12 protein-coding genes and 1 pseudogene are annotated in these 21806 nt (G+C 51.2%); 3 read left to right on the plus strand and 10 right to left on the minus strand.

Translation table 11 applies throughout. The features are described 5' to 3' along the window. Window positions 1-81: 81 nt before the first annotated feature. On the minus strand, window positions 82-1140 hold the full coding sequence (locus tag FJV47_RS06630) for a 3-isopropylmalate dehydrogenase (RefSeq protein WP_159611289.1): 1059 nt from the start codon (window positions 1138-1140) through the stop codon (window positions 82-84). A 504-nt stretch (window positions 1141-1644) separates the two neighbouring features. On the opposite strand from FJV47_RS06630, the gene FJV47_RS06635 reads away from it, so the two are divergent. Continuing rightward, entirely contained in the window at window positions 1645-2553 is a 909-nt protein-coding gene (locus FJV47_RS06635; protein ID WP_235026383.1) for a sensor histidine kinase, read from the plus strand. 6 nt (window positions 2554-2559) lie between these two features. Continuing rightward, the gene (locus FJV47_RS06640; RefSeq protein WP_159611291.1) at window positions 2560-3252 is read left to right on the plus strand and encodes a response regulator transcription factor; all 693 of its coding nucleotides are present in this window, start codon (window positions 2560-2562) and stop codon (window positions 3250-3252) included. A gap of 80 nt (window positions 3253-3332) precedes the next feature. Here the strand turns inward: FJV47_RS06640 and metG are convergent, their stop codons facing one another. The 9 genes and pseudogenes from metG to FJV47_RS06685 form a co-directional block, all read right to left on the minus strand. After that, window positions 3333-4883 (minus strand): methionine--tRNA ligase, encoded by a 1551-nt coding sequence (gene metG, locus FJV47_RS06645; RefSeq protein WP_159611293.1) that lies wholly within the window; start codon window positions 4881-4883, stop codon window positions 3333-3335. 57 nt (window positions 4884-4940) lie between these two features. Next, the gene (locus FJV47_RS06650; protein WP_159611295.1) at window positions 4941-5948 is read right to left on the minus strand and encodes an NYN domain-containing protein; all 1008 of its coding nucleotides are present in this window, start codon (window positions 5946-5948) and stop codon (window positions 4941-4943) included. 24 nt (window positions 5949-5972) lie between these two features. After that, window positions 5973-7460 carry a glycosyltransferase gene (locus FJV47_RS06655; RefSeq protein WP_159611297.1) on the minus strand — a complete coding sequence of 496 codons (1488 nt, stop codon included), beginning with the start codon at window positions 7458-7460 and terminating at the stop codon, window positions 5973-5975. 89 nt (window positions 7461-7549) lie between these two features. Continuing rightward, the gene (locus tag FJV47_RS06660; protein WP_159611299.1) at window positions 7550-9238 is read right to left on the minus strand and encodes a stealth conserved region 3 domain-containing protein; all 1689 of its coding nucleotides are present in this window, start codon (window positions 9236-9238) and stop codon (window positions 7550-7552) included. 818 nt (window positions 9239-10056) lie between these two features. Further along, a complete protein-coding gene (locus FJV47_RS06665; RefSeq protein WP_159611301.1) occupies window positions 10057-12774 on the minus strand; it encodes a stealth conserved region 3 domain-containing protein in 2718 nt (905 codons plus the stop codon). Continuing rightward, complete coding sequence (locus FJV47_RS06670; protein ID WP_159611303.1) at window positions 12771-13613, minus strand: hypothetical protein; 843 nt, start codon at window positions 13611-13613, stop codon at window positions 12771-12773. The genes FJV47_RS06665 and FJV47_RS06670 overlap by 4 nt, the downstream gene beginning before the upstream one ends. A 478-nt stretch (window positions 13614-14091) precedes the next feature. Then, window positions 14092-15357, minus strand: a pseudogene (locus tag FJV47_RS06675) (transposase). Between the two features lie 267 nt (window positions 15358-15624). Then, window positions 15625-17463, minus strand: coding sequence for a glycosyltransferase (locus FJV47_RS06680; RefSeq protein WP_159611305.1), 1839 nt, complete (start codon window positions 17461-17463; stop codon window positions 15625-15627). A gap of 34 nt (window positions 17464-17497) precedes the next feature. After that, window positions 17498-20113, minus strand: a complete 2616-nt coding sequence (locus FJV47_RS06685) for a polysaccharide pyruvyl transferase family protein (RefSeq protein ID WP_159611307.1) — start codon at window positions 20111-20113, stop codon at window positions 17498-17500. A 260-nt stretch (window positions 20114-20373) separates the two neighbouring features. Between FJV47_RS06685 and glf the strand changes: the two genes are divergently transcribed. Next, entirely contained in the window at window positions 20374-21546 is a 1173-nt protein-coding gene (gene glf, locus FJV47_RS06690) for a UDP-galactopyranose mutase (RefSeq protein WP_159611769.1), read from the plus strand. Window positions 21547-21806 lie beyond the last annotated feature (260 nt).

The raw sequence follows: 21806 nt of genomic DNA on the forward strand, positions 1-21806 counted from the left end.
CGGATGCTCCACGCTACTGCGGAACATCCGTTCGTGGAATTGCCACCAGTTATTAGCTAACCAGTAACGTCTCTTTTTAGCTTATGCCAGTAAAGCGACAATTGCATCGCCGATTTCACTCGTGGTGCGATTATCGGTCAATTCTTGACGTGAAGTGATCTCTTTTTCAACAGCTTGCTCAACTGCGCGTGCTTCTTCTGACAATCCCAGATGATCAAGCATCAAGGCAACGGACAGAATCGCTGCAGTTGGATCGGCCTTCTGCTGGCCAGCAATATCTGGAGCGGAACCGTGCACTGGTTCAAACATCGAAGGGTATGTGCGATCCATATTGATGTTGCCGCTCGCTGCTAGTCCGATACCACCGGTAATGGCGCCGGCTTGGTCAGTCAAGATATCACCGAAGAGATTATCGGTAACGATAACGTCAAAGCGGGACGGGTCAGTGGTCAAGAAAATTGTGGCAGCGTCCACGTGCAGGTAATCGTGAGTTACTTCAGGGAACTCTTTAGCCACAGCTTCAACGGTACGCTTCCAAAGGTGGCCGGCATGAACCAATACGTTGTGTTTGTGGACCAAGGTCACGTGCTTACGCTCACGCGCAGCCGCACGACGGAAGGCATCACGTACCACGCGCTCTACGCCATAGGCCGTGTTCACGGAAACTTCAGTAGCGATTTCGTGCTCGGTACCGGTACGCACCGATCCACCGTTGCCAACATACGGACCTTCGGTGCCTTCGCGCACAACGATGAAGTCGATGTCGCCAGGGTTAGCGAGTGGACTTTCGATCCCCGCGTAGAGCTTGGAAGGACGCAAATTGACGAAGTGGTCCAGTGAGAAACGAAGCTTCAACAGCAGTTCGCGTTCAATGATCCCCGAAGGGATACGGGTGTCCCCCGGTGCTGCCCCAACAGCGCCAAAGAGAATGGCGTCGTGCTTCTTGATCGCTTCCAGGGTTTCGTCCGGAAGGGTCTCACCGGTCTCAAGCCAGTGCTCCGCACCGAGCTTGTACTCAGTGAGCTTGACGTCGTACTTGCCGCCGTTAGTGACATAGTTCAGTACTTTGACCGCTTCGTTGACTACTTCCGGGCCAATCCCGTCGCCTGGAATGACCGCAATATCAAATTCATTTGCCATGCTTTAACTCTAGCGACCCAAGTCCAACATGTGAGAGTTCGTCTCATATGTTGAGAACTTCGTACTCGTGAAGTTTCATACTTCAAACCTGGGCATGAGGTGCATCGCCGCAATGACTCGATACTCTAGGTATATCGAGAGAAGATCTGGCACATTTTGTTGCCTCGCAGCACCACTGAATTGAAGGACGCATTGTTTCTTGCCAACCCCCACCGTCGAATTGACGGTTGGATCCGCGCGAACCCTCGGCGCATAGATTTCATTACAGGGCTGGTCTATACGCTGTTCTGCATACCAGTTGCTGTCGGACTTATCGGGGCAATGAGCACCTCAGCAGTCCTGTCTATCTTTGCAATCATGCTGTTGCAATCAGCGCCGCTAATGGTACGAAGGCGATTTCCTTGGACCGTAACCTTAATAGTTACGCTGGGACACCTTTTGCAACTTGGCTTTGCCGGACTCATGCTCCCTTCTCAACTATCCGTACCAATCATGGTTTACACCATGGCGGTCTACGGTAAGCGCTGGCAATCGTTTAGTACCTTGGCTCTTGGATTACTTGGCGCGTTGCTCGCAACGGCGAGCATATTCACTCCGTCGCAATATGATCCCGGGGCGACACCCTCATTCTCCGGCGACATGATCATCTCTTTCGTCGGGCTTGCACTAGTTATCACGCTTTCATGGACATCCGGTGACCTAGCGCGCACCCGCAGGCTCGCCGTGAAGTCACTCAAGGACCATGCGGAAAGGCTCGAGAACGAACGCATCATGGAGCGTGCTTTGGCCGCCTCCGACGAACGAAATCACATTGCCCGCGAGATGCACGATATCGTCGCTCACTCTCTGTCCGTCATTATCACTCAAGCCAATGGCGCTCGCTATGCCGCTGTCAAGGATCCGCAGATTGCCATCGAAACTCTGAAGACAGTCTCGGATACCGGTCGCGCCTCTTTGAAGGAAATGCGTCGACTCTTAGGGGTCTTGCGCACCGACGAGCAACTGCAGAATCGTCCGTTACCGTCCCTTAGTGACCTTGATGACCTTGTTGAAGTAGCAAGAAACTCGGGACTAGAGGCAAGGTTGAAGTCCGCAGGTACTCCACGAAAGGAACTTCCGGCCGGAGCTGAACTTACAGCCTATCGCTGTGTCCAGGAATCCCTGACCAATGTTTTGAAGCATGCAGGAACCAATGCACAAGCGGAAGTTGTCCTCACCTGGACTTACCGCGGACTTGATTTGCGAATAGCCGACAACGGTCGCGGCGCTGGAGCGATCAAGCTCGAAGGGGCCGGTCAAGGACTCATCGGTATGCGTGAGCGCGTAGCCTTATATGACGGTACTTGCACCTCAGGCCCGCAACCATCCGGCGGCTTCGCCGTAGCAGTTTTCATCCCATACTCCGAGGACTAAATACACATGGAAAATATCAATGCCATCAAAATCGCATTGGTTGATGATCAGCTGCTCGTTCGTAGTGGCTTCAGAATGCTGATTGACTCTCAAGAGGATATGCAGGTGATCGTTGAAGCTAGCAATGGTCGTGAGGCTATCGCCTCTCCCCTGATGAGCCAGGCTGATGTGATCCTCATGGACGTCCGCATGCCAGAAATGGACGGCATCGAAGCAACCCAGCATTTATTGGCTCCGGCTAGATCAGCTACCGAAGGGCCCAAAGTCATTGTATTGACCACCTTTGACATGGATGAGTACGCATTCAGCGCCATCCAGGCAGGCGCCAGCGGTTTCCTCCTCAAGGATGCACCGCCAGAAGAACTCCTGGAGTCCATCAGGACGGTGAATAGGGGTGACGCTGTTATTGCGCCATCGACTACCCGACGGTTACTCGATCACATGGCACCGTTGATGAAAAAAGCATCCGCTCCTTGCAACGAGAAACTTGCAGCCTTTGTCGACTCACTGACGCGCCGTGAGCGTGAAGTCTTCGGGCTCATCGCATTAGGTCGCTCAAATCCAGAGATAGCTGAGGAACTCTTCCTATCTGAAGCTACGGTGAAGACGCATGTGGGACACATTCTCTCCAAGCTTGAAGCCCGTGATCGTGTTCAAGCGGTGGTTATCGCCTACCAAACCGGGGTAGTTAGTCCCTAGATAGATCTAATGCCGGTCTGGCTAGCAATCCCACAAGTAGGATTAGCAGCCAGACCGGCATTTCACGTCTGAATCTGAATCTACTTCTCTTCTTCATACCGCGGGAAGACAGGCGCTGGTGCCGGAAGCTCAGTGCCAGGAACCAATGCGGTGTCGAAGTACTCGAAAGTACGTGCCGACCCTTCGCCCACGGCCAAGGAATTAAGCATGGCAGTCATCGCCTGTGGCAATACTGGCTGCAACAACAGTGCCACCTTGCGCACGATTTCAATGGTCACGTACAAGACGGAGGCCATGCGCTCAGGGTCAGTCTTCTTGAGCTTCCATGGTTCCTGTTCGGCGAAGTACGCATTGGTGTCACCCAGTACGTGCCAGACAGCTTCCAGAGCCCTACTAAATTCCTGACGCGAATATGCATCGCGGTTAATTTCCAACAGCTTTCCGACGGCATCAAGAATCTTATGATCCACGGGAAGGAATTGGGAAGGAGTTGGGACAACTCCACCACAGTTCTTAGCCACCATGGACAAGGAGCGCTGCGCCAGGTTACCGAAGTTATTGGCAAGGTCACCGTTGATGCGCGCGACAATGGTCTCGTGGTTGTAGCTTCCGTCCGCACCAAATGCCACTTCGCGCAGGAAGAAGTAGCGAACCTGGTCTAGACCATAACGGTTCACAAAGTCGTCTGGGGAAACGGTATTACCCAGCGATTTAGACATCTTCACGCCGTTATTGTGCAAGAAGCCGTGAATCATGACACGCTTTGGCAGCGGCAGGTTAGCGGACATCAAGAATGCAGGCCAGTAGATGGCGTGGAAACGAGAAATGTCCTTACCGATGACGTGGACATCTGCTGGCCAGTACTTCTGGAACGAGGCCGAGTCAACGTCTGGGAAGCCAACACCGGTGAGGTAGTTGGTCAGGGCATCTACCCACACGTACATGACGTGCTTTTCATTACCAGGAACTGGAATTCCCCAGTCAAAGGTCGTGCGGGAAATGGATAGGTCGGTCAGACCGCCCTCCACGAAGCGGACAACCTCGTTAAAGCGGGAACGCGGAGCACCAAACTCTGGATTGTTCTCGTAGTATTCGAGCAGCTTGTCCTGGTACTTGGACAAGCGGAAGAAGTAGGATTCTTCCTCGGTCCAGGTAACCTCGGTATCGGTTTCCTTGGCATAGCGAATACCGTCTTCACGGACTTCAGTCTGATCATCCGTGTAGAACGCTTCATCACGTACTGAGTACCAGCCGGCGTACTTATCTAGATAGATATCGCCATTGGCTTCCATTCGGCGCCATAGTTCCTGTGCAGCGGCATGGTGGTCAGCATCGGTGGTGCGAATGAACCGGTCATAACTGGTGCCCAGATCATCATTCATGGCCTGGAATGCGTCTGAGTTGCGTTGAGCCAGCTGCGCCGGCGTGATTCCCAGCTTTTCAGCCGTCTGCATCATCTTTTGACCGTGCTCATCGGTGCCAGTCATGAAGAAAACGTCAAAGCCGTCGAGTCGCTTAAAACGAGCCATCACGTCGGTAGCCACCACCTCGTAGGCGTGGCCAATGTGTGGGGTGCCGTTCGGGTAAGAAATGGCAGTGGTTATGTAAAAAGGTTTCTGCTGAGAAGTCACGTTACAAATTTACCTTAGCTTGATTGCTTTGCAGTTCTTCGAGTCGTTGCTGGCCGGTCACATGATCTTGGCTAGGTACTCCCAGAAGGCCCCTCGAAGAGTTCGGCGAATGATCTGCTGATCAGTCTTCCACTCTCCTAGTACCTGGGCACAGTCTTTGAGAAGTGTTCTATCGATTTCAGGTGGTAGTTGCGGCTTATCGGCCATGAGCTCAACGACTTCCTGTTGCGTCGTGAAGGCCAGCCACGACTCAGCAACTTTAGCGCCAATTTCCTCGGCGGTCTTGAGTTCCTTTTGCTCATAGGCCGCGCTACCTTTGTAGCCCGGACGTTCGCCGCCGCTGGAGTAAACCATCTCCACGTTCGACTCCGGCTGCACTGAAACCTTAGGAACTGGCTTCTGCGCCAGCAGGGCAGGGCTGGGAACAACCGGTTTAGGCACGGCTGGTGTCGGCACTGCTGTTGGAGCCCCGGCAATCTCCGAAGTTTTTTCAGAATGGTTCTTGTCCCATTCCAATACCTTGGTGAAGGCGCTGTCCAACAGCTGGCTTGGAATCGTTTCAATATAGTCGGCAGTCAGCGCTAAGTGTTCAGCAACCGAGGCCACACCTAGACGACTGTCAGACTTGGCGATGCCCAGTAGAACGACCTTCATCCCTAAGTCTTGAGCTTCTTCGACGGCCTCAGCAAGATCGTCGTCCCCAGATACAAGGTAGGCAATAGACGCGGAGTGATTCCGGGCAACGCCGACGAGATCTAGTGCCAGGCGAAGGTCTACACCCTTTTGTTCCCCGTTATAAGAGATACGTCCAAGCCGAACTTTTACGCCCGGAATTAGGCCTATGCGCTTGTGCTGTTCAGTAAATAGTCCGTCTTTAGACGCGTCATACCAGTACACGCGCAAGTTATTCAGACCTGTATTCTTCTTTACTGTCTGAACGATACCTCGAACAAGGGCTTCATAATGGGTGGTAAATGCTGATCTAAGCGTGGTGCCAGCAGCCCGATGGCCACCGAGGGAGAGCAGGAATCCCGCGTCAATGAATATCGCTGTTTGACTCATCATTTACATTCCTAACAGTTAATTAACTTAATTCCATTTCAACCCGAGGACATTCTTCCATTTTTTCAAGATAATTCCATCCGAAAACTGGTTTTCAAACCTTTGCTTTGAACTATGCGCAAAATTTGACCGCAAAATATCATTTTCCAATAGTTGAATTACCCTATCGGCAAATCCCGATCCATTTCTATCCTTAACAATAAATCCAGTCAGTCCGTCGGCTATAATAGAAGCGGGTCCATATTTGCAGTCAAATGCAACTACAGGCGTGCCACAGGACATCGCCTCCACGATCGTCATACCAAATCCCTCGCTCTCCGATGTAAAAACGAAAACTTTGGACTGGCTCATCTCAAGTAATGGTCTTTTCGTCGCACCGCACAGGGTTACGTTGCCTTGAAGACCATTTCTGATTATTGACTTCCTAATTTCATCCCGTTTAGTTCCAGAACCATAGATGGACATTTGAGCTCTTGGAAGTCGGTCGACGACAAGCCTAAATGCATCAACAGCATCCTCCACCCCCTTTCCTGCCTCGAGTCGTGAAATAAGCGTAACGTCATGGACACCATCATCCACTACAGTTTGATCGTCGACGAGCGATGCAACACGATTCGGAATCACGTGAAGTGAATTCAACAACCCGAATTCCTCACGCAAGTCCTCGGCTTGAGCTTCAGTCAGGCAAACCACACCGTCGAACTCGCTTAGCCGGCCAAAGTATCCAGCATATTGTTTCCGCAATTTACCATTCAGTCCAACATGGTTCATGTGAAGAACGGCGTATACCTTGAATCGATCGCTACGCATTCTCAGAAATTGCCGCGGAACATTATTGCCATCACACAGTAGGGAATTTTCACTAGAGTTAGCACAAACCACATGCTTCACGAAATCCCTACGCCAGTCCCATATACTTTTATGAAACTTAACGCGCCCTCCTGAACCACTCACCCAAAGGCCCGACAAGTTACCGTCCTTCGGATCAAATTCTTGACTCAGGTAGCAATAACCATTTTGGCTTAGATACTTTTCCCTAACAACATTTCCATTTTCATGAAAACGAACAACGTGCGGCATTTCTCGGCCATAGTAGATCTCCTCTTTCCAAAGTGATCCAGAATCAGTGAAGAACTGAATCTTCGTAATCTGCCGAGCATCAGTAGATTTGAAAATTCTCGCCCTAATGGTCAAAGTTTCATCCAAATGGGATTCGATTATCTCTTTCGAATTTTGAACTTCATGCCGGTGGATAAATTGAAGCGACTCGACCTTATATCCCAATTTAGAAGAATGTAGTTCGTCAAAATAAGTATAAGGATTGAAAACCTGCACACTCCCACCTAATTTACCAGTTTCTCTCAGGCCAGAAACCTTGGAATTTAAGCCAGGTATAAACTGATAGAAGACAACAGAGCAATCGTTACCTTCCCGCGAAAGTAATGACATTCTATTCAGCACTGCGCCAGTAAGCCCACCTGCGCCGATATCTGGAATAATTGACAGTATTTTCATGATGACAAGGATCCATTTTCGTTATACGAAAGAAGCCTACGGTAACATGTTATCACCGTAGACTTTCATATCGAGGGTTGGAATGAAAATTATATTTCGAATTTACTCTTTACTGGCAACAGTAGCTCCAAGGAATCGCGAATGAATGCATCCGTTTTTGCGCGCTCTTGGGTGGATTCAGGGGTTGAACCGTCGTTAATGACGATGCAGTCTTTATCGCGTCGCTTGATCACACGTTTCATGCGGTCACGACCATCCGTAGTGGCTGGATCAATGTAGTCGTATTTGATCTGCCCTGGAACGGCATGCCCGGAAGCCAAAGCATAGTTAAAATAGAACGATCCAGAAACCGCGATATCGTTGCTGTCTCTGAATTGCGCTGCTCGTGTTTCCCTAAAAGCATCCTCAAATTCAATTTCGGCCGTCTTAACAACATTTTTATCTAGCGGACTAGGAGTATGGAAAAACTTACGTGAAAATGAGCTGTAACCCCTTGACAGCAGTAAATGCCTGGCGTTCTTTGCCGCCACACTCGATGCATTGTCCGCACCTGAAACTTCAGTGAATTCCACCATCGCCTTCGAGAAGAAAACTTTAGATATTCCATTGCCAAAGAAGAATGCAGAAGGGTCCAACGGTCTTGTGAGAAAAAAATCATCGTTAAAGTACAGGTAATGATCTGCGAGCCCGTTTATTCGATGTAAATTCGATTCAATGGCGTGAGAATTGAAATTCGGCAATCCTGTGCTGTCTGGCCAGATATCTTCGTGGGAGATAATTTCCACTCTTGGATTAGAGGTATCTAACCACTTGGGGACCTGACCGGCAGTGACAATCCAAATTTTTCTGATCCAAGGTGCAAACTGATCGATGGATCGCAAGCTGTATCTGAGTTCATCATGGTCGGCGAATCTGGCATCTGAAACGGCATCGTCAACGAATTGCTGTTCATCCAGCACATTTAGGGCACTCGCTTTTTGGGTCTGCCAAAGTTCATCAGCACCGTCGACCCAGGTATAAACCGCATCAATCTCGAAATCGACGTGAGTAGCAAGTGGGTTTTCCGCTTCGCTGAGAGAACGAACAAAATCCGATTCCCTATGAATTGGATTAGGTAACAAAGTGCAGCATTCATTCCAAAGTGGTGCAATGATAACTTCCTGCACCACTTCTTCCTCTTCAGCCTCACTAGTTAGAGCATCGGTAGGTACGTTCACCGGCAACTGAGATTCTTCCCAAAAGCTAAGAAGTACCCCTTGTGAGGCGCCCGAACGAAAACTAGACGTCGTGTTGTAAGCGACTCGTTCAAAGAGGCGTATAGTATGAAAATGCTTGGACCACTTTAGTTCTCGCACAAGCCGTGGTCCGCCAACAGATTTTCCATCCGGACGAACGAATTGAAAGTACCAGTGTGAGAGTTCATGCGACCCTCGCAATGCCGCAAACAATTGGTATCCATTACCCGCTAGAGTGTGGATATTACTTGCGGCGTTAGACTTCGAGGGAAACCCCCAATGGATCATTCCTGCCTCGTCGAGAATCCGGGATATGCATAATCTGCTTTCTTCCCTAATTTCGGACAAGTTCATTGAGCGTGTTAGCCGAAACAGCATCTGCTCGCCTGCCGAAGGAAGTAACATCAAGTCCGATCGAACGTTGGATTCCCTCAGTTCACGAAGGGATTTCTTTTTTCCCCGTGCTCTGCCAACTTCATCAATACGCGAGTGCACCTCACGTCGAATCTTGTTTCTTAAGCGTTTGACGTTATTCGCAATCATGATGTGAGACTCTTTCCTTCGTCATGTAGTTATAAGTGAGGTCGATGCGTCGGTAGTCTAATTCCTTTGGTCTAGAACTCCGACGACTAGGATACAGCGGCTAGTACACATGTCCACATTTTGCCACGACGTGAGATCTTGTGTTACGGTGCACCAAGATAGTGAAGGGGTAATTTTGTTCGTTCCTTGGCTGCCACTATGCCTGCCTATTGACCGGTTGCCAAGCAAGGCGCCTACCGTGGTCGGTCTGCACGTGCTTTCCTTGTCCTATAGCCCCACCCATAACGAACCGGAGCGGCAGCGCTCGATCACTAAACCCGGAAACGCACTATCAACAAGTGCTACTTGGTATATTTCGGCGCATACTATCGCGGTGAGATGAGTAAGAGGACACCGATGTTCTACGATATGTAACACGTTCCAGCGGGGCTGCAGGTGGCAAGAACCTGAATTCAGTAAGTGTCACGAAGCCACCGGTATCACTCATTGCGCACGGAAAATCGTGGTGCGTTTCTAACGTTTGGCGATGCTCGCACCGCCTCAGACGAACATCGCAAAATATTACAGCAGTCCAACCATGCAAGACCGGTGGTGCGGAAAGAGACCTCATCGAATGCGACTGTTTAGACGGTCACCATCAGTCTTATATAGCGACTAATGGCGACCGTCTGGACAGGCACAGTGTCCAATATGGAATGCACACGAGTGTAAGTATGCTCAAACTCGGTCGGTTCCAATTCCGCTCAATTAGCTATCTTCGTCGGAGTTCTCCCACTGAAGTCTCTATTTGAGACTTAGACACCACCGATTCGATGAATCTAGGATCCGTTCTTCTCCCACGGTGCCGGTATTTGAAAAGTCGACCTCATGAACGTCGTAGCCATCTCAAAGGTCAGCCTCGGATTCGGGTCTTCCTCGGACTCTCCAAAAGTTAAGCAATCAAGCGGCATGTACTTCAACTGTGCTAGTCGACGCAATGTGTCCGCTGCGCCGAGCGGAACAAAACTCACATTCAGTGCTCCCTGGATGTATGTCCCCTGAAGATATCCAAAATACTGTCCTAGCGAGGACAACATCGAGAGATCTGAGGGATTCCTGAATTTGTGTTTTCGCGTAGTTTCCACAGAAGGCGCATATCGAGCCGAGATTTCACGAAGTACCGATGCTCGGTGTGGGTGGGGAGTATGAAGCATTCCTTGAGTGATGGTTACACCGAAATCGTTTTCCAACAAGTCACGGTTGTTCATACCTGCGGCTTCGTGCGGCTCAGCCTGCGACCCTAAATCATTCATTTTAGTAGACGAAGGGAAAAACTTCGCTTGACCGACGGACGTGAAATAGTTCTCGGGGTTCTGGTCCCTCATTAGGAAAACGTCGTCGTTCAGGTAGATGAAATGCTCGGATAGTCCTGGGATGTTATGCAACACGGACTCGATCGAATGAGAATTGAACACAGGCAGAACTGAAGTATCCGGATAAATGTCGCTGTGGTCGACAACAGTTACCTTTTCATGTTCATCCAACCATGCCGGACGTTGTCCGTCCGTCACAATGTAGATGTGACGTATCCATGGTGCATGCTGATGAAGGCTACGCAAGGAGTACCTAAGTTCATCGCGATTTAAGTAGCGAATATCTCCCCCTGCCAGGACACCCGAGAGATTAAGACCAGATGCATCGTTCTTTTTGGCGAGCCACACAGGGTCTTGCCCATCTACCCAAGTGTACACAGCGTCGATGGGAAAAGTGACCTGCGACCACAACGGTAGTTCGTGAAGTGGAGTCCATTGAGCAAACAGCGGGGATGAGAAATCTTCAGCTTTGAGGGTGTCCACTTCGTAGTTAACACGGGGAGCAAGATACAAATTCTCGCGACGATCGTGATGGTCCCAGATTTCAATGGTGACGCCAGCCGCGAAACCGACATGTCGGCGAGTCCCCGAGACGCTGTAATTATGAAATAGGAAGAGCCTCGTAACTTCGCCCCAATTCACTTCATCGTTATCTTGACGCCACGAATATCCGTCATTGTCCAAACGCGTCCGACCAGCGTAGAGACGAACTTCCAAGGAGTTGGGAGCGTGTGTTGAAAGGTACTCAAGTAAGTCATCGCGGTCTTCATTCTTTATAGCCCAGGAAAGTCCTCGACTCGAATTGATCGGTCTGGAAAACAAACCCGAATTTTCAAATAGCTTGGCTAGGCGGCGTCGGTTTTCGATTCTCGCGTTTGCCGGAATCATCCCATGCAAATCAGATGAGATTACTTCCTTTGCTCGTTCTGAATTTGACTCTCTCGTCCCCAATTCAGCCTCACCAAGAACACCAAGCTGGGCAGTTTCCAGATCAGACAAGTTAGGGGAATATTCGTCGCTTGGGACACCGTCGTTGGATTCTTTGGCGGAGAGCTGAGTAATGCTGCGTGCCGACCCACGAGTTTTTGCGAGGTCTTGAAACAATTGATCCCACTGGGTCGCAACGGCTTCAGGGCTGAACCGTGCCAACGACTTCGGCGCCCGTTCACTCATACTTCTTCGCTTGTCTTCGTCCCCGATCAACATACGCAATGCTTCAGCGAATGCACCTACGTCGTTCAATGGGACCAAGTACCCATCTCTGCCGTGCTCAATAATTTCACGAGGACCTGTTTCGCAGTCGAAAGCAACTAGTGGTAATCCAGCCCCTCTAGCCTCCAACAAAACTAAAGGTAGCCCTTCCGAGACCGAAGCCAGGGCGCCGATGGACGCGCGAGCCCATTCGTCCTCTATATTTTCTGTTGGCGGAAAAATTTCGACCTGACGCGCAATCCCTAGATTTCGCGCCATAGTAAAGATCTTGTCTCGATCCGGACCATCACCGAAAATTCGAAGGCGCCATTCAGGATTGGCATCAACAACGCGTGCAAAGGCACGCACCAAGTTCACGAATCCTTTGCCTCGCACGAGACGTCCTGCACTCATTACTACCTTTTGCGTACCACTACTTTGCGGACGTGCAGTCAGGTCCAACGAATTTGGAATAACTTCCATGCGCGGTGCTACTGAAGCCCACTTATTTTCAAGCCATTCGCGATTGCGCTCAGTTAATAACACGAGTGCATCCACGTTTAAACTGTGCCTAAGTAGCGGCTCTGCTGTTACACCACGAGCCATCGTGTTTCGATGTTCTTCTTGCACGATTTTTGTTGTTGCTGGGGAGTAAAGTAAGGCATAAACAGCCAAGGCTGGAGTTGATGCTATCAGCACGTCGTCTTCGCGCTGCGCAAGATAATTCATCACAGCGGTGTCTGTTTCACGACAGAATTGGTTATCCCACTCTTCGGGAATAATCAAACTAGCATTTCCGCTGTCTCCGGCTAAGTCAGTAATGTACTCCACTGTGACGCCGTCGCCGAAGTCAAACCCGGTCTCAGGTAGCCTGTATACGCTGGAGACGGTTACTTCGTACCCACGTGCCGCCATACTCTTTGTTTGGTCGGCGATGGCACGTTCTGTGCCGGCTCGTGCATCTGCGCTCGTCAGTAGATAGTTCAGCTTCATCGGTAGCTTCCTTCTGGGTTAGAAAATTGAGAAATTTCGAGAGCAAGTAATTGGTCCAAGGTCCAATACGGACGAATTCGGTATAGCCGATTTCGCTTTGCCCACGAGGATGTAGCCCTAAAACGGACAGTTTCGCGCGGATTGGCCGTTGAACTACCCCTCCACCCCAGACGTTTGCTTTCCGCTAATTTATCGTCTTCGCTGACGAATAGATCCCAAACAGTCTTTCCTCCATTCAAAGGGATTCGCATGTTCTCCCAAACATCGATATTGATTACGAACCGGCGCCGACTTTCATCACACAAATCTACCGGAACCCTAACAAATTCCTTTTTGTTCTTTCTGTTGCGCAAAACCAATTGATGATCGGAATTCAGAGGAACAGGGGAAACTTCAACGACAACAATTCCCAGTCCAGCATCCAGCGCGACAACAGCCGGGCGCATTTCTTTTTTGGCAAGTGGGCAAAGGAGAATTTTTCCGTCATCAGAATGCCGTAGTTTCCATATGTGTTCCTCTGTCGCACCCTGGTTCTTGGTGCGAATCGGGAATTCTGCCGGAATTGAATTCACTATCTCGAATTCTTGCATTACCCCATTAATAACTACTTGATATTCCTCTGATTTAACCCGGGACAGGTCAATAACCCCGAAAGATAGGTCATCTGAATGAAAATCGGAAAAATCATAATATATCTCACCGCTATCGCTGCTAAGCAGGGATAGCGATTGGATGGGTTTCGACGTCTTCCAATTTAGATAAAATCCACCATCAAAGCTTAAAAACAAATTGAGTTTACTGGACTTAAATTCAAAAAGGCCCTCATTCTTGACTTTCAATCCAGCTGACTCCAATTCGCATTCAATGTAACGATACCTGAACCGTTGAATTTCAGCGGCATGGTGACATTTTTACATTGAGTAAAGCGTCTCAGCTACCAACTTAAATAAAAAGGTAAAAGGTATCTAAACCTGACAGATTTTACTGTACACAGTATACACAATAGAGCAGCTATTCGCAGTTCCGCTACGAAGAGCGCCTCCTGACTCCAAGTTTCTCGGCAATATCGTGCACGACAGTCGCCAAACGATCGTGTATCACCACCCCAATCTTACAGAACGACTTTACGAATCTAGCTAGCAGCAGAGTATCCGGTTGCCGCGGGTATGGAGCACTCGCGCAAGAGTCTGGCCAGCCTCCAAAAAAGACAATTGCACGACTTACGCTTCTTCGAGCGACTTTACGCAATTCTCGATGTTTCGCAGGATATTCTGCTTCTCTTTGTTTTCTCACGGGTGCTTTACCGCTTGTCCTGGCTTAAAGGTGTAAATGCGGTCGACACCCACCGTTCGCCAGTAACGACCGTGCGATATAGTGAACCAAATTCCTGAACGCACGCGCGATACCCCGTAAATGCTCCAACCGGTCGTTCAAAGCCTCGATATGTTCATTGGATCAGCTAGCATTTTCAAAATGCGCGAGGATGTCCGTCTTCGTCCGGCGCGGGGTACCGCAGAGCTTGCGGCCGATAAAACCCTTCGGCACATAAGTACCGATCTCGCTGATTAGCTGTTCCGACTTTCACGGTCCGATCTCAGTCGTGTGCTGCCGGTAGGCATCCACCATCTGCTGATGCACACTCCGCGCTAACTGAGCCAGTTCACGCTCCGGTACCTTGGGCAAGTTCTCAGGGTGGTTTTCTGCTTTTCGGTACTCTAACTCATCCCCGTGGTCAAAGTGCTGCGACAATGATGGGAAGGATCTTCCTTGCTACCGCGCCGAACGTATTGCACATGCTAACCCATCGCCTTAGGGTATCCAGAGCTACAGAACCCAATTTGTCAGCATGGAACGGGTCGAGGACCTGCAGCGCTCGGTCAGCACTTCAACGGCAGATGTTTCGAAGCCGGTGAAACTGTCCATTCCCGCCACTTCACTGCCTAGCTATCTTCGTTTATCTTGTTCACAAAACCAGCTTTTGATTGCGGCTTTGGATCTTCCAGAGATCATGTCCGGCAGTCGCACGGTACCAGTGACATCGCGCACAGCGGTGTGGCCCATTATGACAGTCACGTATTTGTCTCCACATTTGGTATGCCGCCATTCATGATCGTCCATACCTATTAGATAGACGCTACCAAAGCGGGCGGGGTCATCAAATGGCAGGCGTTGACCTTCGGTCAACACAGCCTCGTAAGCGCTATTCCATGTGACACCCACTCACTCGGCCATCCGCAATACGGACTCGTACTGGCAACCCAGGCCGATCGAAGCCCAATGCGGACCGGTGCAGCTGATCTCCTGCCGCGGCCCCACTGCTTACTGGAGGTCTTCACGTCATGCGCGCTGGCAGTTTTGGCATCGGAACCGGCGGTGCTCGAAGGCTAGGACGATGGGTCGCGGCATGGAGGGAGTGCCCCTCTTGGCCGCAGCATCGCACCAAGGATCAAGGGTGGTGACGAGACAGAGAATCTCGGCTTCCGCTGCTCTGAAGTACTGACCGATAGCGGTGAATCCCACACCGTTGCAGCCGCTGAAAGTCGAGAGATTCGCTGGGGTATTGACCGAATGGTGCGCAGTCAAAGTCTTCTGAGATGGGTAGCGTGGTCCTCCCACTCTTCTGGAAAGCCTCGACTTTTCGTGTATTTGCGAATTGCCCCGGATCCAGTGTGTTGGGTTTATGTCGTTACGCTATCAATCCTGAAGAGCTACTTCACCTAGTCGTTCGTTGCTTCCGCGTTAGCATTTTAGCAGAAATACCGACGAGACGGCTGTCAATCGACCATCATCTCGTCGACAATTCGTCCGGTTTCCGTCAATAATTCTGACGTACCGAGCAGCCGGCTGTCGTCACCCCTCACCGCGAATCGTTGAGAGATTAAGCTTCGACTCCCAATAGGACTCGCTGGTCAGCTCACCATAGCCATCACGCCACAGACGAACATTCTCTTCATAGGTTGAGCGCAATCGCAGAGTATTCCGTACTAGGCGAAGAGTTTCGCGCCAGAACCTCTTTTGGTTGCGGCGTACTACGTATGCCTTCGACTGGTCACCATTGAGATACGTGACCTGCTTGGCTCCATAGACCTTGTGGAAGTCATCCCTAAAAGGCGAGGACAAGGTCAGTTCCGAGTCCGAGTCCTTGCCCAACGGCAACAGATGACCATTGAGTGTGGCTAGTAGCAGTGCCCGCACTTTACGTGGCTTCTCGCTGTGTCGCTCTACCGGCCGCTCAACAACTGGCTTCCATGCTTCCTCACGAGTAAGGGCCTTGAGATCTGCGCGACGCCGTGCCATGTCCGCATTCTTGTCAAAGAATTTCGGTCCTCTAAGCACGTCTTCAAACGCGAGGTTGATAGCCGACAGTGTGTCGTAGTGGAATCGCATGACATTGCGCTTGTAGAAACTCAAGACCATCTGCTGCAACTCTAGCCAAGACCGCTGCTTCTCCGGTAGTGACAAATGGTGAACGAGGTGACTTCTGAAGTCCAGGTACCACGTCATTGGCGAGGCCTTGTCAGTGAAATTCTCCTGAACGGATGCGACGCCTGGCAGTGAGACGATGTCAAAGTCATTGACCAACGAGAAGCTCACATCGTCGCCTCGCACGAAGAACGGGAACGGCAAGTGCTGAACCTGGTCAACTGGGAAGGCGAAGAACCACCAACCTGCGTACAGATCTTCAGGAGCCGGCAGCGTAGTTTCGTATTCCATCCGGAATACTTCATCACGGTTGCGAAGATCCAGGCCGTGATACCTCGGCTTGCATCCCAAATCGAATTCAGCGCCGTTCTCCCACAGCTGCCATCGGTGCGAGGCGTTGATCATAGAACCAGCAACGGCAGTCTTTGGATCCTGAGCGTAGGCGAGCAACCACCAGGTGCGGGACAGTGCTTCCATTTGGATGGAAGCATCATCATCCATAAACAGGCAGTGCGTTGCACCAATTTCCCGTGCGCGTAGCAGACCACGAGTAAAGCCGCCGGCGCCACCAAGGTTTTCGTTGGGAATAATCTCAACGCCGTCACCATCTTCAACGTTGAGCGAATTGCCGTTATCCACTACCGTCATCCGAACGTGTTCATTGAGTTCCGAATCAGCAAGGAACTCACGGAATCGCTTGATAGTGTCCTCAACTTCGGCCTCACGCTTGAACGTGGTCACCGAGAGCATAAGGTCTGGGGTACGAATAGGTTCAGCGGTAGTAGCCCAAGCGAAGTCCTCTAGCTCGCCATCTTCCAACGCCATCAGGTCAAAGAACAGCACCGTTTCTTCCGGTGTCTCTTCATCAATGACAACAGGATGGCGGTGCAAACCATCAAGGTTAACAATTTCACTGACAATCTTGTGCCATGACTGATGACGGTCCGCCTGGAAAACCGTCAGCTGGAAACGGCCGCTACCCTGGAGCTGGAGCTCCAGTGGCAGGTTGCCACAAACTCGCTTCCACTTGCCGTAGTTGAATACGTTGTAGTACGTGCCGGTGGAAAGAAGTCCGCCGGGAGCAAATTCAGCCACACCGCGGCTCAGTGAAATGCCTACCGGTCCGAAGACGTGGAAGTGGGCTTCCTGTTCGGTTGATATTCCCGACTGCAGCCAAATCCCAGGCTGTACAGGATAGGCCGTGGCTGATTCACCAACGCTTTGTTCTTCGGTCTGTTCCAGATCTGATGTTGCTGGCGCCGTCATACTTTTATCGCTTTCCTTACCAGTTAGATGATGATTAGCCGTGTCGCTTCAGGATGCTGTCTGCCTCCACGCGCTTAGAGCGTGGAACCAACACGTCCTGGTCATAGTTTCCGACTGCCACGAAGGCGATGAAGACTTCATTTTCCGGAAGATCAACGATGTTGCGGATCTTCTGTTCCTTCTCGACGCCCATCGCCGTATTGAGCAGGCAAGACCCCAATTCCATCTGGGTCAAGCCAAGCAACAGCGACATCATGAACAACCCGCCATCAACAAATGGTTGGTTACGTTCCGGAGCGAAAAGGAATGCATCAAGATCTGCAGTGACCAAGAGCAGTCGTGGCGGGGCGTTGAATCCAAAGAATCCACCTTGTACTTCAAGTAGCTGCTTGATGATTTCTGGATCATCAAACTGGTGGACCCTGGCTCCCTGACGGCTGCAGACCGATGGAGACTGCATGGCAATCTGTACAGCCGTTGCAATCGCTGAGTCGTCTACCGGGGTGTCGGTGAATTCTCGGACGCTACGCCGTCCGTAAACGACGTCCATGAAGGCCCGCTCATCATTAGGAGTTTCGACCGGAACTTCACGCTCCTGCGATGCAGGGAATGCGCCGCCCTCCCCCAGCTGTCCGTTTGCAATGACCTCAAGCGCTTGGGCTGAGAAGAGATTACGGAAGTGCGACACGTCCGTATTTGTCTCCTCGTTTCGGGCAAAGTAGGCCTTCATGACCGATGCGGAGCTTTGAACGATGGTGTCATCGGTCCCCAGCCCGCGTGAGAGCCACGCGTTCATTTCTTTGGCCAAACCTGGAATGGCGACGCGTCCAAAACCGGGACGGAAGTTGCTGTGCGTCAGTCCCTTTTCAATGGCGTGCGCATGGAAGAACATGCGTGCCCGGATCCCGGTAACTGAGTCTGCCGAACGACCGCGAGTGAAGGAGCGTACCTGCTGTTCTACGTCGTGGTTAGCCAAGCGACGGGCCTGCTTCGAGAATCCCTCAACAATGTCTTCCGAGGACTTCTGCGCCGCGGCGTTGGCAGTCGCCGTGGCTTTAGCATCCGCGATCGAGATTTCGTGGACCTGCACGCCTGCCTCAGGGCCGGTGAAGTGCAGGGCTCCGAGCATGATCTGGCTTAGGCCAGGCTCGGCTACGGAGAACTCGAATTCGTCGGTGCGTACATTGCCGGCGTTCGCTGCTACTTCAGCCTTGCCGATCACTCGGAATGATCCCGAGTCTGGGTTGCGCAGGTGAACGTTGATGTTCTTGGTCTGCGTGGTAGGGGCCCACTGAATCTTGATTCGCTTTTTTGCACCGGGAGTCAGTGGCTCTGGCAGGTTGGTCCAGACATGCTTTCCACGAAGTTCTTTGTCCTTACCAACGCTCAACGTCACGCCCTCGGCGCCCTTGTCGATCGACCAAACGTCACTGTTGGCTGCGAAGTCCAGATCTAGAGTCTGGCCTTTGCTGGCTGACTCCGCGGCAGCAACTGCCTTGCCGTTATCCAGTGCAGCCGTTGACTTGACGCTAGGATCTAGGGCCGCCTTGAGCCATTGAAGAGAATTCTTGCGCCCAGTGGTGATGTAGTCGCGGGCCTTAGTGAAATCGATGTCCGTCGTGACGTTTGCGTTGGCGTTTACAGACTCTTGGGTGTCACTCTCGTACACTCGACGAGTGTCGCCGAATCCCAGGGAGGACAGTAGGTTCTTGAACCGGTCTGCCCCGCGCATGTTGTTGTAGATAGATGAGAACGGCTTTTCAAAGATCACAGAGAAGGCGGTTCCATGGAAGCTATCGGTCACTACGTAGCTTGAATCTTTGTAGCCACGTAGGAAGTTTTCTGGTGCGTCGGAGGCAATGATTTCAGCGCGTGGTTCATCTGCCCAGATTTCCTCAGCAGCCTCGCGTCCTTCATCTGGATTACAGATCACCAGGATCTTCTCCAGACCGGTCTTTTCTAGGATGGCCAGCGCGGTTGATTTCTTCTCTGGTGTTGGGTCCAAGAAGAACACTGCCATGTACTGACCTTCAGGCGAGATAGTGGCCTTGGAGGCCAGTTCGTTGTAGTGCTCCTTTTCCAGGAGGAACACCGGATCAACAACAAGATCCGCCTTGACACCAAAAATGTCTTTCGCCGTATTGACGGCATAGTTCTCTCGAACGGAGATGGCTTTGAACTTCTGGAGGTTCTGCGAGTGCTTTTCCACGAAGTCCGGCTTGAACTTGTCGGTTCCCCTGTTTCCGAAGGAGGTGCCGTAGGCCACTCGGTTTCGTTCCGGAGCAACGAAGTCAAGGAAGAGGTCATCGTTGACGCGACCGATTAGTGGGTTCCACAACTGGTCGCTACCGACGACAAAGGTTTGGGCGAGGTTGTTGAGCTGCCCGAGGTTTTTGAAATGCAACTGATCCGTGTACTCGTAGCCGGTGCGGCGGGCGAACTCCATTGACAGGATGTCTTTTGGCCAGCGAACGCGGAAACCGTTGTATCCAAGTGGTTCATGCACCATGAGTACTGAATGCCCCAGACTTTCGATGGCACGGTTCAGACCGTAGTAGGTCAGAATTGATCCGTAATTCTTGCCGTACCACCAGCCGAGGACCGCCACATCAAACTTGCTCTTCGGATCTACCAAGGGAAAATTCCTCATTCCTTGTCTTACTCATCGTGCGTGAACTAGTAGGTCGCCATATCGAACATCCTGCTGTTTCGGACGCTACTGACAGCGTGAAGTCATCTACTAGAGCGATCCGAAACGGACAGTCCGTTGGCCGCGAAAACCCACATTAGCAATAAATCAATTCCGTGACGTTAGATTTTCGGGCGTTCACGTATTTGTTTAAATTAAGTACACCTTGCGTTAACCTTCAATACGGTGACTCTTCACTAGGCGATGAATAAATGACAAATATGGATACAGATTTGTTAGTTGTCGGATCAGGTTTCTTCGGTCTCACCATTGCAGAACGTGCAGCGCAGGCCGGCCTGAAAGTCACAGTCATTGACCGTCGTTCACACATCGGTGGCAACGCCTACAGTGAGCCAGAGCCAGAAACAGGCATCGAAGTACACCGATACGGTGCCCACTTATTCCACACCTCGAACGAACGGGTATGGGAGTACGTCAACCGTTTCACTAGCTTCACCAACTACGTACACCGCGTATACTCGACGCACAACAAGCAGACCTTTGCACTACCGGTAAACCTGCACACCATCAACCAATTCTTTAACGCGGCTTACACCCCAGACGAAGCACGTTCGCTCGTCAGGGAACAAGCCGGCGAATTTGACGTTGACACGGCAAAGAATTTCTACGAAAAGGGCATCGCCCTCGTTGGTCGCCCGCTGTTCGAGGCGTTCTTCGCTCACTACACGGCAAAGCAGTGGCAAACGTCCCCAGAGAAGCTTTCCGGTGACATCGTCAGCCGCCTGCCAGTGCGCTACAACTACGACAACCGCTACTTCAACGACAAGTATGAGGGCCTGCCGGTTGATGGTTACACCGCGTGGATTGAACGCATGGCTGACCACCCGAATATCACGGTTCATTTGAACACTGACTTCTTCGACTCCACCCAGCCGTTCAATAAGGATGACCTAGCAGGTCGAATTCCGATTGTCTACACCGGACCTATCGACCGCTACTTCAACTACAGCGAAGGTGAGCTCTCGTGGCGAACCCTTGATTTTGAGGAAGAAGTTGTCAACGTCGGGGACTACCAGGGCACACCGGTGATGAATTACCCGGATGCGGACGTCAACTTCACGCGCATTCACGAGTTCAAGCACTTCCACCCGGAACGCAAAGACAGCTACCCCACGGACAAGACCGTGATCATGCGTGAATTCTCTCGCTTCGCGACCAAGGACGATGAGCCGTACTACCCGGTGAATACCCCTGAAGACCGCAGCGGCCTTCTGGCATACCGCGAGCTAGCCAAGCAAGAAGAGAATGTGTTCTTCGGTGGACGTCTTGGTACCTACCAGTACCTAGACATGCACATGGCTATCGGTTCGGCCCTGTCAATGTGGGACAACCAGATCTCCAAGATTGCGGAGCAAGTGAAAGCCTCCGTCTAAGACGAAGCAAAGAAATTGATGTGCCGTGCCCGTTGCTGAGCAACGGGCACGGCCCATCTTTCACTATTTCTACCGACGAGAACCGCTACAGCGCTCAAGTTGGAGGAAACAGCACACTATTCGTTGGTAACTGGACATTCTTGCGTAGCTACGCGCACTGAACTGACAACGACATAGAGGACAAAACAGTCGTGATACTCACTGGAAAGTGTGCAACCACCACCGTCATCGATGTAACGCGGGTGTCTTTCATTGTGCCG

The sequence above is a fragment of the Glutamicibacter sp. JC586 genome, assembly GCF_009805585.1.
Lineage (GTDB): Bacteria > Actinomycetota > Actinomycetes > Actinomycetales > Micrococcaceae > Glutamicibacter.

Excerpts from the sequence above, each read along its gene's own strand:
- FJV47_RS06640 (WP_159611291.1), top strand. The coding sequence starts at position 2,560 with ATGGAAAATATCAATGCCATCAAAATCGCATTGGTTGATGATCAGCTG.
- FJV47_RS06685 (WP_159611307.1), bottom strand. The coding sequence starts at position 20,113 with ATGAGGAATTTTCCCTTGGTAGATCCGAAGAGCAAGTTTGATGTGGCG.
- glf (WP_159611769.1), top strand. The coding sequence starts at position 20,374 with ATGGATACAGATTTGTTAGTTGTCGGATCAGGTTTCTTCGGTCTCACC.
- FJV47_RS06635 (WP_235026383.1), top strand. The coding sequence starts at position 1,645 with ATGGCGGTCTACGGTAAGCGCTGGCAATCGTTTAGTACCTTGGCTCTT.
- FJV47_RS06630 (WP_159611289.1), bottom strand. The coding sequence starts at position 1,140 with ATGGCAAATGAATTTGATATTGCGGTCATTCCAGGCGACGGGATTGGC.
- FJV47_RS06665 (WP_159611301.1), bottom strand. The coding sequence starts at position 12,774 with ATGAAGCTGAACTATCTACTGACGAGCGCAGATGCACGAGCCGGCACA.
- FJV47_RS06650 (WP_159611295.1), bottom strand. The coding sequence starts at position 5,948 with ATGATGAGTCAAACAGCGATATTCATTGACGCGGGATTCCTGCTCTCC.
- FJV47_RS06680 (WP_159611305.1), bottom strand. The coding sequence starts at position 17,463 with ATGACGGCGCCAGCAACATCAGATCTGGAACAGACCGAAGAACAAAGC.
- FJV47_RS06660 (WP_159611299.1), bottom strand. The coding sequence starts at position 9,238 with ATGATTGCGAATAACGTCAAACGCTTAAGAAACAAGATTCGACGTGAG.
- FJV47_RS06655 (WP_159611297.1), bottom strand. The coding sequence starts at position 7,460 with ATGAAAATACTGTCAATTATTCCAGATATCGGCGCAGGTGGGCTTACT.